Origin of the sequence: Qipengyuania sp. (assembly GCF_042095715.1) — a bacterium.
Taxonomy (GTDB): Bacteria; Pseudomonadota; Alphaproteobacteria; order Sphingomonadales; family Sphingomonadaceae; genus Qipengyuania.
The window spans coordinates 1-13,415 of record NZ_JBELMO010000078.1 but is presented as its reverse complement, the minus strand read 5'-3'; the positions used below and the strand labels follow the sequence as shown (position 1 = coordinate 13,415).

Below are 13,415 nucleotides of genomic sequence, written 5' to 3'. Positions count from 1 at the left end.
GTCGTGGGCGGGGAAGACGGCGCCCGGGTCGAGCTGAGACCCGGCGACTACGAGCCACCGGTCAGCGAAGAGGCCGCGTGACCCAGGCGGAATCAGCGGCGCTCGCCTTTCTGTCGGTCACCAAACGTTTTGGCGCAGTCGTGGCGGTGGACGACGTGTCGCTCGAGGTCGCGGCCGGTTCCTTCGTCGCATTGGTCGGTGCATCGGGCTCCGGAAAATCCACATTGCTGAAGACCGTGAATCGCCTCGTTGCATGCGATGAAGGTCAAGTCCTGTTCGAGGGTCGGGATGTCGCCCACCAGGATCCCGCGCGGCTGCGCCGCCGGATCGGCTATGTCTTTCAAGGGATTGGTCTTTTTCCTCACATGAGCGTGACGGAAAACATCGGGATCGGGGCGCGGCTGGCGAATACAAAGTTGCCCGACAGCCGAATTGGCGAATTGCTCGATCTCGTCGAGCTCGACCGCGGCATGGCCCGCCGGATGCCGAATGAATTGTCGGGCGGGCAGCGGCAGCGGGTGGGGGTGGCGCGCGCACTGGCCGCGGAGCCGCACCTGCTGCTGATGGACGAACCGTTCGGTGCGCTCGACCCGGTGACGCGCGATGGGCTGGCGGAGCGCGTGCGACAACTCCATACCGATCTGGGGCTTACCAGCGTGATGGTGACGCATGACATGGCAGAAGCCTTGCTGCTCGCCGACCGTGTGCTGGTCATGGACAAGGGGCGGATCGTTGCCGACGAGACCCCGCACGGTCTGCTGACCGGCAGGGGCGGACAAGTCGCACAGGATCTGGTTGCGGTCCCCCGGCGGCAAACCGCCCGGCTGGCGGAAATCGGCGCTTGAGCGGCATATTCGCGGCCTTGATGGGGCTTGGGGACGAGTTCGCGGCGCATGTCCTGCTGGCGGCCTCCGCGATTGCGCTGGGCATCCTGGTGGCGTTGCCGACCGCCGTTTGGGCGGCCCGCTCGCCCATGGTGGCGCGCATTTCGCTGGGCTTCGCGAGCCTGGTGCAGACTATCCCCGCGCTGGCGCTGCTGGCGTTGTTCTTTCCAATCCTGCTGTCGTTACGTGCGATTTTCGGCGAGGGGTTGCCCACCCTGGGGTTCCTGCCCGCGCTGCTCGCTCTTTCGCTCTACGCGTTGCTTCCCATCCTGCGCAACGCCGTGACGGCCCAGGCTAATCTCGATCGAGGGGTGGTCGAGGCGGCCGACGGGGTGGGAATGAGCGGGTGGCAGAAGCTGCGGCTGGTGGAGGCACCGCTGGCTGCGCCTTACATCATGGCGGGCATCCGCACGGCGGCGGTGTGGACCATCGGCGCGGCCACGCTAAGCACCACCATCGGACAGAAAAGCCTTGGCGATCCCATATTCGCGGGCCTTCAGACGCAGAACTGGGAGCTGGTTATGGCGGGCTGCATCGCCGCTGCGGGCCTCGCCATGGTCGCCGATGCGTTGCTCGGTCTGGTCGAAAAGGGCTTCCGCGTTCGCAGCCGGGCCTTGTCGATCGCCGGCTTGATCATGGTGGCGCTTTTCACTTTCGCGGCTCTGTTCACGCAGGTCATCGGCAAGATCTCGGGCGAATCGCGCCCGATCACGATCGCGGCCAAACAGTTCAGCGAACAGTACATTCTGGCCCGCCTCATCGGCAGTCGGCTGGAAGATGCCGGCTATGAGGTGGAGTATCGTGACGGGCTGGGATCGGCGGTGGTGCACAGCGCCGTGACGAGCGGCGCGATCGACGTTTCCGTCGATTACACGGGCACGCTGTGGACCAACGAGATAAAGCGCGCCGACAACCTGGGGCGCGAGGCGATGTACGACGCCATCGTGAAGTGGAAGCGCGACACGAGCGATGCGCGTATCTTCGGGCGGCTGGGGTTCGAGAATGCTTACGGGCTGGCGATGCGCGGCGATGTCGCGGCGCGGCTGGGCATCGCCAGCATAGCGGATCTGCGCCCCCATGCCCCGCGCATGACGATGGGCGGTGATCCGGAATGGTTCGAGCGGCCCGAATGGGTGGCGGTGCGCGAGGCTTATGGCCTAAGCTTCGGCGAGCAGCGCACCTTCGCGCCCACCTTCATGTACAATGCGCTGCGTTCGGGCGAGGCCGACGTCATCAGCGCCTATACCTCCGACGGGCGGATCGCGGCGGACCGGCTGACCGTGCTGGCGGACCCCGAAGGCGCATTGCCCAGCTACGATGCCCTGATAGTCCTTAGCCCCCGCGCAAGCACCGACCCGAAGCTGAAGGCGGCACTGGAGCCGCTGCTGGGCGCGATCACCGTGGAGATGATGCGCGAGGCGAATTTCGCAGTCGATCGCGATACCGACAAGCTGACCCCGGCGCAGGCGGCGCGCCAACTTGCGAAGCGGGTCGGCCTGTGAGGTCCGGGGCCGGGAGCTAGCGGGCCGGCGCCCAGAGCTGGGTCTGGCAGAATGGCCCGATGCAGCCTTTCACAACCAGCTTGTCGCCCTTGCGCGACAGCACGGAGCGATAGGTCTTGCCGCTCTTGGGATCGTAGATCTGGCCGCGCCATTCATCGTCGTCGGGCGTGAAACCGGTCAGGACCGGCATCCCCAGCAGCTTGCGGCTGCGTTTGGCGGGATCGGAATTGTTGACGTCGCGCTGGTTAATGCCGTTGGGTGGCGGCACTAGGAACCGCTCTATCGTGCCGCACAGTTTCGCCCCGCACGGCGCGATCAGCACCACGGCATCCTTGTCGGCGGTGGTCCATCGGCCCGCAACCGGTGGGGCGGCGGAAAGCGGCGCGGCTGCCGCAAGCGCGGCCAAGCTCAATATCCATCGCATCATCTGCTGTTCTCCCTCACATCTCGCCTTTCAGTCCGGCTCCGGCGGGCCAGCCTGGGGCGGTAATCGCCAGAACCTTGAAGAGATTGCCCATGTCCCCCGGCTGAACGAGCCGCTTGCGCGCCGCCGCGATTTCCCCGGCGCGCGACGGCGCGGCAGCGGCGAGTGCCCTGGCGCGCAGCTCGATGCCGAGCGCGGTCAGCCATTCCCCTTGCGTGCCGGTGTGGACGCGGCACCCCGCTTCCCGCGCGACCTGGCCAACCGCGTCGAAATCCACATGGCAGGTCAGGTCCGCCGCGCCGGGCATGGCGAGGGGATCGACCTTGCGGTGCGCCTTTATCGCCTGGAGGGTGGAACCTGTGCGCGGCGCCAAGTGTCCGTAATCCACGAAAAGCGCGGCGCCCCCGCGCCGCGCGATCTGTGCGGCGATGTCATGAACGGTAGCGGCGGCGGCCGGGCAGGTTTCAATGATGGTCCCGGTGGGCGCATCGCGGCGCCCCTCGGGCACGGCATCGTCCATCGGCTGATCGCCCGCGATGAAGACGAAACCCCCGCTTTCCTCATTACCCGTCAACCCCACCATGCGTTCGCGCCAGCCACGTGGGGTGCGCACCAGCTGGCGCACCGGCAGCGCGTCGAGGAATTCATTTGCTACCAGGAGCAAGGGCCCGTCATCGGGCAGACCGGACACATCGTCGTGAAACCGGGCCGCCGGAATCGCCTGCGCCTGCAATCGGCGCAGGAACGGCGATCCTTCCACCAGATGCACAGGGGGGTGCAGTCCGGCCCCGGCCATCGCGCGCAAGGCGTCGCGGGCCAGGGTTCCGCGCCCCGGCCCCAGTTCCGCATAGCGCACGCCCGCTGGCTGGCCCGCGCGGACCCAGATATCGGCCAGCCACAGGCCAACCAGTTCGCCGAACATCTGGCTGATTTCTGGCGCGGTGACGAAATCGCCCCCGCGTTGCAGACCCCCGTCCGCAGCGGGCGCGCCCAGCGGATCGCGGCTGGCGTAGTAGCGCGCATTGCTTTCGCCCATGAAGCGGGCGACCGGCATCGGCCCGTGGAGCGCGATCAGGCGGCGGAACCGCGTGGCGAGGTCGCGGTCGCCAGTCACGCTCACTCTGCCGGAGTTTGCGTGCCGGCCACCTTGGGTTCCACCTTGCGGGTGAGACTGTAGATGATCACCGCCACGCCCACCGCGATCATCGGCAGCGACAGCCATTGCCCGCGGCTGAGCCCGGTCTGCTCTACCACATATTCCAGATAGCTGTCGGGCTCGCGCACGAATTCGTTGATGAAGCGCGCGCTTGCGATCAGGATGGTGAAGACGCCGACCAGAAATCCGGGGCGCCAGCGCGCCTTCGTCTTCCAGAACAGCGGCAGCATGATGACGATCACCAGCAACCCTTCCAGCGCGGCTTGGTAAAGCTGGCTGGGGTGGCGCGGCATAAAGCTGGAAATGCAGGTGTTGGCGGTATGCTCGATATCGCAGAAGGTCATGGCCCAGGGCACGTCGGTGGGGCGGCCCCACAGCTCTCCGTTCACGAAGTTGGCCAGCCGCCCGAACAGCATGCCGAAGCCCACGTTGACGGAGATGTAATCGCACACCCGCAGGAAATTCAGCGCGTTGCGCCAGGTGACCCAGGCGATCGCCACCAGCACGCCCAGCACGCCGCCGTGAAAGCTCATGCCCCCGTCCCACAGCCTGAGCGCACCCCAGCTTACGGGGCCCGGATGGCTGAAGTCGGTCAGCAGTTCGGGCCGGTAGAACAGCACGAAGCCGATGCGCCCGCCCAGGATGATGCCGAGCGTGCAGTAGAAGAACAGATCGTCCGCGTGGCGTTGCGCCATCGGCGCGCCGGGCGCCTTGAGCATCCTGGACAGATGCCAGTATCCCAGCAGGATGCCCGCCAGATAGGCGAGCGAATACCAGCGGAGGGTGAAGAAACCGAGGTCGATGCCCGGTGTCAGGCCCAGCGAACTCCATGCGAGCGGCTGCGCGGCCGAAGCGGCGGGCGCGAGTAGTGACAGCAAGCGTCGATCCCCTTAGAGGTTGGCGAAAGGCCGCGCGCGACGCGACCCGACGGGCGCGGCTTTTGGCACAGAGAGGCGATGCGGAAAAGCCCGCACGCCAATGACGCAACAGCATTGAGAGGAATGCCAGGAGCTATGCAGACCCAACTCGACAAGGACATCGAGAGACTGACCGATGCCGTCACCGCGCCCGGCCAGATGTTCGCGCTCAAGACCGTGGAGCGGCGCGGAGTGGAAATGCCGGCATTCGTCAACGCGCCGCCCACGCTGGCGCATTATTTCGCCCATTTCTGCAATCAGAACAAGGACGAGCTGTTCCTGGTCGATGGTGATATTCGCCTGACTTTCGGCGAGGTCTATGCCGCCGCCGCCAAGCTGGCGGACGGGCTGGCCACCAAGCACGACGTGAAGAAGGGCGACCGCGTCGGTATCGCGGCCCGCAATTCGGCCAACTGGGCGATCTGCTACATGGGCGTGGTGATGGCCGGCGGCTGTGCCACCCTGCTCAACGGCTGGTGGACGGGCGAGGAACTGGCCTACGGCATCGATCTTTGCGAATGCTCGCTGGTCCTGGCCGATGCGCCGCGTGCCGCGCGGCTGGAAGGGCAGGCGCATGGCGCGAAGGTGCATGTTTTCGAACACGGAGATCCCGCACAGACCCTGGCCGCACTGATGGGCGAGGGTGGTACGGCGATGGCCATGCTGGGCGAGCTCGGCGAACACGATCTGGCGACCATCCTTTATACCTCCGGGTCCACCGGCCATCCCAAAGGTGCCTATTCGGACCATCTCGGCGTGGTTTCGGGCGTGATGAACTACATCAGCCAGACCGCGATGATCCTGCAATTGCTGACCGAGCGGAACGAAGCGCCCAGCGTGAAGCCCAGCGCGCTGGTGACCGTACCGCTGTTCCATGTGACCGGCGAGGTTCCGGTCTTCCTCCAGTCCATCGCGATCGGTCGCAAGCTGGTGCTGATGCCCAAGTGGGATGCGCTGGAGGCGCTGCGCCTGCTGGATGAGGAAAAGGTCACCTATTTCGTCGGCGTGCCGCTGATGAGCTATGAAATGGCCACCCATCCGGAGCGCGACAAGTTCGACCTGTCGCAGTGCAAGAGCTTTGCCGCGGGCGGCGCGCCCCGTCCGCCCGAACATGTCACCAAGATCAAGGAAGCCTTCCCCGAAGGCTATCCGCTGCTCGGCTATGGCCTCACCGAAACCAACGCCGTGGGTGCCGGCAATCTCAACGAGAATTACATGGCCAAGCCCGGTTCGACCGGCATGGCCTCGCGCCCGCTGGTCGACATGGCGATCCTGGACGATGCGGGCAAGCCGGTCCCCAGTGGCTCCGTGGGCGAGGTATCGATCCGCTCGGTGTGCAATTTCCTCGGCTACTGGAAGAACGAGGAGGCCACCAAAGCAGCCTATACCGACGATGCCTATTTCCGCACCGGGGATCTCGGCTATCTGGACGAAGATGGCTATCTTTACATCGTCGACCGCAAGAAGGACATCATCATCCGCGGGGGCGAGAACATCGCCTGCATCGAGGTAGAAGACGCGATCTATGCCCACCCGGCCGTGGCGGAATGCTCGGTGTTCGGCATCCCGGACGAGAGGATGGGCGAAGTGCCCGCTGCGGTCTATTTCCTGCAGCCCGGCGCCAGCCTCTCGTCCGAGGAGCTTCAGGCCTATCTGGCCGAGCATATCGCCGCCTTCAAGATCCCGGAAAAGCTGTGGCAGGCGGACGAACAGCTGCCCCGCCTCGGCACGCAGAAGGTAGACAAGCGCGCGGTGAAGGCCGCTTACGCCAAGGAATTCACCACGGCGTGAATGCTATGCGGGTCCCCAATCAGCGCCGGATCATCGACCGCCGCGCGCTGGCCGAGACGGTCGACCGGCACGTGGAGGAGCAGGGCGATAAAGCACGCCCGCAGATCGTCGCCACGCTCAAGGAGGCGCTGGCGAACGGGCGCGACGAACTGGCGCGGCGGCTGATCGAAAAGCCCGCAGCGGGGCACGAGATCGCAGGCGGGCACGCCTTCCTGGTCGATCAGCTGCTGCGGGTGATCCACGATCATGTGACCACGCATCTCTACCCGGCCGCAAACCGGACCTCGGCGGAGCGGCTCACCATCATGGCCGTGGGCGGATATGGCCGGGCCGAGATGGCGCCCCATTCGGACGTCGACATCGGCTTCCTCACCCCTCAGCGCGCCACGCCATGGTGCGAGCAGGTGGTCGAGGCGATGCTGTATCTGCTGTGGGATTTAGGTCTCCAGGTCGGCCATTCGACCCGCACGCTGGACGAGATGGTGCGCATGGCCAAGGCGGATCTCACCATCCGCACCGCGCTGCTCGAAGGGCGCTATATCTGGGGCGACGAGGCGCTCTATGAGGAAGGCGGTCGGCGCTTCCGCGAGGAGGTGGTGAAGGGGACGGAACGCCAGTTCGTCACCGACAAGCTCGCCGAGCGCAACCAGCGCCACAAGCGGATGGGCGACAGCCGCTATGTCGTGGAACCCAATGTCAAGGAGGGGAAGGGGGGGCTGCGCGACCTCCAGACGCTGTACTGGATCGGCAAATATATCCACCGCGTCACCAGCGCTGCCGAACTGGTGGACGTGGGGCTGTTCACGCTGGACGAATACAAGAACTTCCGCCGTGCCGAGGGCTGGCTGCTGGCGGTGCGCTGCCATCTCCACACGCTGACCGGGCGGGCCGAGGACCGGCTGACCTTCGACATGCAGCGCGCCATCGCGGAGCGGATGAACTACGCCGACCGGCCCGGCAAGAGCGCCGTCGAACGGTTTATGCAGTTCTATTTCCTGCAGGCGAAGCGGGTCGGCGCGCTGACCGGCATCTTCCTGGCGCATATCGACGACGAATTCGCGCAGAAGACCCGCGCACGCGGTTTCTTCGCCGGCTTCCGCGCCAAACCCCGGCATCTGAAGGGCTATGTCATCCATGGCGGGCGCATCGCGGCCCCTTCGGACGACTGGTTCGCCAACGATCCGGTCCGCCTGATCGAGATATTCAAGCTGGCGGAGGGCAACGGGCTGGAGGTGCATCCCGAGACGATGCGGCTGGCCAACCGCGACAGCGCGCTGATCGACAACGACGTGCGCAAGAACCCGCGCGCCAATGCCCTGTTCCTCGACATTCTGGCCGGTCGCAACGATCCCGAAGCGGTGCTGCGCTGGATGAACGAAGCCAATGTCTTCGGCCGCTTCGTGCCCGATTTCGGCCGCGTCAACGCGCAGATGCAGTTCGACATGTATCACCACTATACCGTCGACGAGCACACCATCCGGGCCATCGGCCTGCTGAGCAGGATCGAGAAGGCCCAGCTTGCCGAGGATCATCCGCGTGCGACGCGCCTGATCCACAAGGTGAACAGCCGCCGTATCGCCTATGTCGCGGTCCTCCTGCACGATATCGCCAAGGGGCGCGGCGGCGATCATTCGGTGCTGGGCGCGGAGGTCGCTGAAAAGCTATGCCCGCGCTTCGGCCTGACCGATGGCGAAACCGAGATGGTTGCCTGGCTGGTGCTCAACCATCTGCTGATGAGCCACACTGCCCAAAAGCGCGACCTCACTGATCCCAAGACGATAGCGGATTTCGTTTCCAGGGTGCAGAGCGCCGAGCGCTTGCGCCACCTGGCGATCCTGACCGCGGTGGACATCCGCGCGGTCGGCCCGGGGACATGGAACAGCTGGAAAGGCCAGCTTCTGGGCGAGCTTTACGACGTCGCCAGCGAACAGCTGCGCCTGGGCCATGCGGGCAAGGGCCGCAAGGAGCGCGTCGCCGCCAAGCAGGCCGAGGTCGCTGACCAGTTCGACGATGCCGAGGATCTGGTGAGCCGTTACGGCAAGACCATGGGCGATGCCTATTGGATCGCGGAACCCGCTGATATCGCCGCCCGCAACCTGCGCCTCTATGCGAAGACCCGCGAAGACGGGGAGCAGCTGGCAATCGAGAGCACGTTCTACGAGGCGCGAGGAGCGACGCTGGTAACGGTGATCGCCACGGATCATCCGGGGCTGTTCTATCGCATCGCCGGGGGCATCCATCTGGCGGGCGGCAACATCATCGATGCGCGCATTCACACCACGCGCGAGGGGTGGGCGGTCGACAACTTTCTGGTCCAGGACCCCCAGGGCCGCCCCTTTTGCGAGCCGTCCCAGCTGGAGCGGATCGAAACCAGCATCACCGATGCGCTTGCCAACCGGATCGCGCTGGCCCCCAAGCTCGCGCAGCGCCCGCTCAAACATGACCGGTCCAAAACCTTCGATGTCGCGCCCCGAGTCATATTCGACAACAAGGCATCGGGCCGATTCACGGTAATCGAAGTCAATGCCCGCGATCGCCCCGCGTTACTAAATCGTCTTTCCCGCGCGCTGTTCGAAGCGGGGGTCATCGTCCATTCGGCGCATGTAACGGCCTATGGCGAGCGCGCGGCGGATACGTTTTACGTTACGGATACCACGGGGTTCAAACTGACCGGAGATCAGCGGAAGGAGAAGATCGAGGCTGCACTCCTCCATGCGGCAAGTGATGCATTTCAAGCACGGTTGGAAGAAGCCTGATGTAATTTTGTCGAACGCCGGTTGCCGCTCTTCGCCGAATCGCTATTCAGACAACAACAAAAGAACAGATTTTCGGTCGAAGACTGATGAAATGGAGAGAGAGATGAAACTTGCTTACGCATCCGTGCGCGTGCTTGCCATGTTGGGCGCCGGCGCCATGCTGGCTCCCGCTGCCACCGCTCAGGACAATACGGACCCCACCACCACTTCGCCAGACAGTCCCGTGGCCAATGCCGACGTTACCGAAGGCACGACAATCGTTGTGACGGCGCAGGGCCGCCGTCAGCAGCTTGCGGACGTGCCGGTCGCCATTTCGGCGGTTACTGCTGAAACGCTGGAGAATTCCGGCACCAACGACATTCGCGACCTGACTCAGATCGCCCCATCGCTGCTGGTGTCGTCCACCGGCAACGAAGCCAACGGTTCGGCCCGCATCCGCGGTATCGGTACCGTGGGCGACAACGCGGGCCTCGAAAGCTCGGTGCCGGTCTTCGTCGATGGCGTCTATCGCTCGCGCTCGGGCAACGCGCTGTCCGAACTGGGCCCGCTGGACCGGGTGGAAGTGCTCCGGGGCCCGCAGGGAACACTGGGCGGCCGCAACTCCTCCGCCGGCCTGATCAGCATCTACACCGCGCCGCCGGAATTCGATTTTAGCGGCTATGGGGTTGCCAGCTATGGCAATTACGATGCCCTGCGGCTGGAGGCCGGGGTCAACGCGCCGCTGAGCGATACAATTGCCGCACGGGTGGACGGCGTCTATTTCCGCCGCGACGGCTTCTACTACGATACGGTCAACGACACAGACATCAACAATCGCGACCGCTATCTGGTGCGCGCCCAGGCCCTGTTCGAGCCGAGCTCCGACCTGAGCTTCCGCGTGGTGGCCGACTATTCGAAGAAGGATGAGGCGTGCTGCGCGGCGACGTTCGTACAGCCCAGCTTCGCGCCGCTTGCCCGCTTGGCCGACGATATTCCGCCGATCTCCGCGGAAGCCAAGTTCGACTATCCGGGCCGCCCGACCCCGGCGTTGACCAGCAGGTCGAACCCGATCATTCCTGTTCTTCTGGGGCTGGGCCAGAATCCGGCGGCGCTCAACCAATCGACGTTCAACCGCAACCTCTACATCACGCCGGGCCGCTCCTACGATGGTGAGACCGAGGATTACGGCATCTCGGGCGAGCTCGACTGGAGCTTCGGCGACGTCACGCTGACCTCCATCACCGGCTATCGCGAATATTCCAACTTCCAGGGTTCAGACACCGATTACACCCAGGTCGATCTTCTCTACCGTGCGCCTGGCGAAAATGCAGGCGCCCGCGCCTTCAAGACGTTCACCCAGGAAGTGCGGCTGAATGGTTCGCTGTTCGACGATCGTCTCGACTGGCTCGTGGGCGGCTATTACGCCAATGAAAAGCTGGAAGCCCGCGACAGTCTCCGCTTCGGCACGCAATATGGAGCCTTCGCTCCCTGCCGCATCGTAAATGCAATTAATCCCGCGTTGGCATCGCCCGCAGCAAGCGGATGTATCACTCCTCAAGCACGAGCGGTGCTTCCTGTTCTGGCGCCCGCCTTGGCCCCAGTCCTACCCCTAATCTATGCGGGTTTGGACAACCTTGCGCGGGTCAACGATCTTGGCAGCACTGGCGACGTCTATAATCAAGAAAGCGACAACTTTGCGGTGTTCACGCATAATATCGTGCGCTTGGCCGAAGGTCTCGATCTCACATTGGGCGTGCGTTACACCAATGAAACCAAAAAGTTCGATGCCACTTTCGGTAACGACAACACTATTTGCCCCACCAACCGTGCTCTACTCAGTCCGTTGTTGGGTACTGGTGCCGGTGCCCTAGCGGGTGGCATTATCTCGCTGAGCTGCCAGGGCAACTCGACCTCTGAACTGAACGGCGTTTCGCTTAGCGACGAACGCAGCGAGGACGAATTCACCGGCACGGCGATCCTCAGCTACAAGGTCACACCCGACCTGTTGCTCTACGGCTCGTATTCGCGCGGCTACAAGGCAGGCGGTTTCAACCTGGACCGTTCGGCCCTGTCGATCCCGGCGGCTGGCAATCCCGCGGTGGTCGGCACCACCGCGAACCTCCAGTTCGGGGCCGAGAAGGTCAATGCGTATGAAGTCGGCGCGAAATACGCCACGCGGCAGTTCTCGCTGAGCCTCACCGGGTTCAGGTCGGAATTCTCGAACTTCCAGCTCAACACCTTCAACGGTTCGGTCTTCCTGGTTCAGAACATCAACGGCTGCGACACCGATCTGGGCGGTGCGGACCGCGACGGCAGCGCGACGACCGGCCGGTGCGATCCGGACGACGTCAAGGCGGGCGTGATCTCGCAGGGCTTCGAATTCGAAGCCACCGCCAGCCCGATCTCCGATGTGACCGGTACGCTGGGTCTGACCTATGCGCAGACCAAGTTCGAGGACAATCTGGTCGGCAACAACACCGGCGCTCCGCTTGATCCGGCGCTCCGTCTGCTGCCCGGCGACAATATGTCGAACGCGCCGGAACTGACGGTCACCACCTCGCTTGGCTACACCCCGCCGATCGGCGACACCGGCATGGACGCGCTGTTCTTCGTCAACGCCCGCATGGTGTCGGATTACAACACCGGCAGCGATCTGCTCTACGGCAAGGAGCAGGACGGCTATGTCATCGTGAACGGCCGTATCGGCATCACAAACATCGCCGACCGCTTCTCGATCGAGGGCTGGGTCCAGAACGCCTTCGACGTCGATTACACGCAGGTCGCGTTCAACACGCCCTTCGTGGCCGAACAGCAGACCTACTCGGCGTTCCTGGCCGAACCGCGCACCTACGGCGTAACGGTCCGCGCGAAGTTCTGAACCGCGCGACATTGCGAAACTTGGGAGGGGGTGCCGCGAGGCGCCCCCTTTTTGCATATCTAGGGGGATTGTCGGTCAGCGCGCGCCGAAGAGGGCAGTGCCGACGCGCACATGCGTTGCGCCCAGGCGAATGGCGGTCTCGAAATCGCCGGACATGCCCATGCTGCGCCCCTCCAGCCCGTTATCGCGCGCCAGCTTGTCGAGCAGCGCGAAGAACGGCGCGGGTTCGATGTCCAGGGGCGGCACGCACATCAGCCCGGCGACCGGGATATCCGCCTCGCGCGCCTGCGCCAGCAGCGCCGGCACCTCGCCGATCGGGCAGCCGCCTTTCTGCGCCTCGTCCCCGATGTCGACCTGTATGAAACAGGGCAGCTGCCGCCCGGTCTTGTCGAAGGCCTTGGCCAGCGCCTTCACCAGGCTTGGCCGGTCCAGCGAATGCACCGCGTCGAACAGCCGCACCGCGTCCTCCGCCTTGTTGGACTGAAGCTGGCCGACGAGGTGCAGTTGCACCGCCGGGTGTTCCTCCTTCAGCGCGGGCCATTTTCCCTGTGCCTCCTGCACGCGGTTTTCCCCGAAGTGCCGCTGGCCGAGCGTGAGCAGCGGAGCGATCGCCTCGGCGTCGTGGGTCTTGCTGACCGCGACCAGCGTGACCTCGCCCGGATCGCGCCGCGCGATCTTGCAGGTCTTTTCGATCCGGCCGAGCACATCGGCGAGCGGGCTGTCTGCCATTTCCATGACGCAACGCTATAGCGGGCCCATGTCCGCTGGCCAGCCCCGCCTGCCCCTGATCTGGCTTCTGTCCGATCCGCGCAATGACGCGCAGTTGGAGGATGCATTAGCGTCCCTTCCGCCGGGATCGGGGTTCGTCTTCCGCCACTATCACCTTGCCGCGGACGAGAGGCGGCGCCGCTTCGCCGAACTCTCGCGCGTAGCGCATGACGCCGGGCATTGCGTGGTCGTGGCCGGCGATCAGGACGGTCTGCGGGGCGACGGTGTCTATGCGGCGCCGGGCGCGCTCGGCGATGCGCCGGGGCTGCGGCTCGCGACGGCGCACGATGCCGAAGAGATCCAAGCTGCGATCGCCGCGAAAGCGGATGGCATCTTCCTCTCGCCGGTTTTTGCAACCCG

General features: G+C 64.8%; 10 protein-coding genes. 6 read left to right on the top strand and 4 right to left on the bottom strand.

Features of this window, described 5'->3' with window-relative positions; all coding sequences use genetic code 11:
- The first annotated feature begins 77 nt into the window (after nt 1-77).
- Both ACFDTG_RS14350 and ACFDTG_RS14345 read left to right on the top strand, forming a co-directional pair.
- Nucleotides 78-845 carry an ATP-binding cassette domain-containing protein gene (locus ACFDTG_RS14350; protein ID WP_375291693.1) on the top strand — a complete coding sequence of 256 codons (768 nt, stop codon included), beginning with the start codon at nt 78-80 and terminating at the stop codon, nt 843-845.
- Nucleotides 842-2,386 (top strand): ABC transporter permease/substrate-binding protein, encoded by a 1,545-nt coding sequence (locus ACFDTG_RS14345; RefSeq protein WP_375291692.1) that lies wholly within the window; start codon nt 842-844, stop codon nt 2,384-2,386. Before ACFDTG_RS14350 ends, ACFDTG_RS14345 begins: the two co-directional genes overlap by 4 nt.
- Nucleotides 2,387-2,402: 16 nt before the next feature.
- Here the strand turns inward: ACFDTG_RS14345 and ACFDTG_RS14340 are convergent, their stop codons facing one another.
- The 3 genes from ACFDTG_RS14340 to lgt all read right to left on the bottom strand — a co-directional run bounded on the left by ACFDTG_RS14340 (nt 2,403) and on the right by lgt (nt 4,844).
- Nucleotides 2,403-2,813, bottom strand: a complete 411-nt coding sequence (locus ACFDTG_RS14340) for a DUF2147 domain-containing protein (protein WP_375291691.1) — start codon at nt 2,811-2,813, stop codon at nt 2,403-2,405.
- Between the two features lie 13 nt (nt 2,814-2,826).
- Nucleotides 2,827-3,864, bottom strand: a complete 1,038-nt coding sequence (locus ACFDTG_RS14335; protein ID WP_375291694.1) for a class I SAM-dependent methyltransferase — start codon at nt 3,862-3,864, stop codon at nt 2,827-2,829.
- A gap of 62 nt (nt 3,865-3,926) precedes the next feature.
- A complete protein-coding gene (lgt, locus tag ACFDTG_RS14330) occupies nt 3,927-4,844 on the bottom strand; it encodes a prolipoprotein diacylglyceryl transferase (protein ID WP_375291690.1) in 918 nt (305 codons plus the stop codon).
- A 135-nt stretch (nt 4,845-4,979) separates the two neighbouring features.
- On the opposite strand from lgt, the gene ACFDTG_RS14325 reads away from it, so the two are divergent.
- From ACFDTG_RS14325 to ACFDTG_RS14315, 3 genes are all read left to right on the top strand, one after another.
- Nucleotides 4,980-6,674, top strand: coding sequence for a class I adenylate-forming enzyme family protein (locus ACFDTG_RS14325; RefSeq protein ID WP_375291689.1), 1,695 nt, complete (start codon nt 4,980-4,982; stop codon nt 6,672-6,674).
- A 5-nt stretch (nt 6,675-6,679) separates the two neighbouring features.
- The gene (locus ACFDTG_RS14320; protein WP_375291688.1) at nt 6,680-9,430 is read left to right on the top strand and encodes a [protein-PII] uridylyltransferase; all 2,751 of its coding nucleotides are present in this window, start codon (nt 6,680-6,682) and stop codon (nt 9,428-9,430) included.
- A 103-nt stretch (nt 9,431-9,533) separates the two neighbouring features.
- A complete protein-coding gene (locus tag ACFDTG_RS14315; RefSeq protein ID WP_375291687.1) occupies nt 9,534-12,287 on the top strand; it encodes a TonB-dependent receptor in 2,754 nt (917 codons plus the stop codon).
- A 75-nt stretch (nt 12,288-12,362) separates the two neighbouring features.
- On the opposite strand, the gene ACFDTG_RS14310 is transcribed toward ACFDTG_RS14315, so the two are convergent.
- A complete protein-coding gene (locus ACFDTG_RS14310; protein ID WP_375291686.1) occupies nt 12,363-13,022 on the bottom strand; it encodes a YggS family pyridoxal phosphate-dependent enzyme in 660 nt (219 codons plus the stop codon).
- Nucleotides 13,023-13,044: 22 nt separating this feature from the next.
- Here ACFDTG_RS14310 and ACFDTG_RS14305 point away from each other — a divergent pair.
- On the top strand, nt 13,045-13,415 hold a 371-nt coding region (locus ACFDTG_RS14305), incomplete at its 3' end, for a thiamine phosphate synthase (protein WP_375291685.1).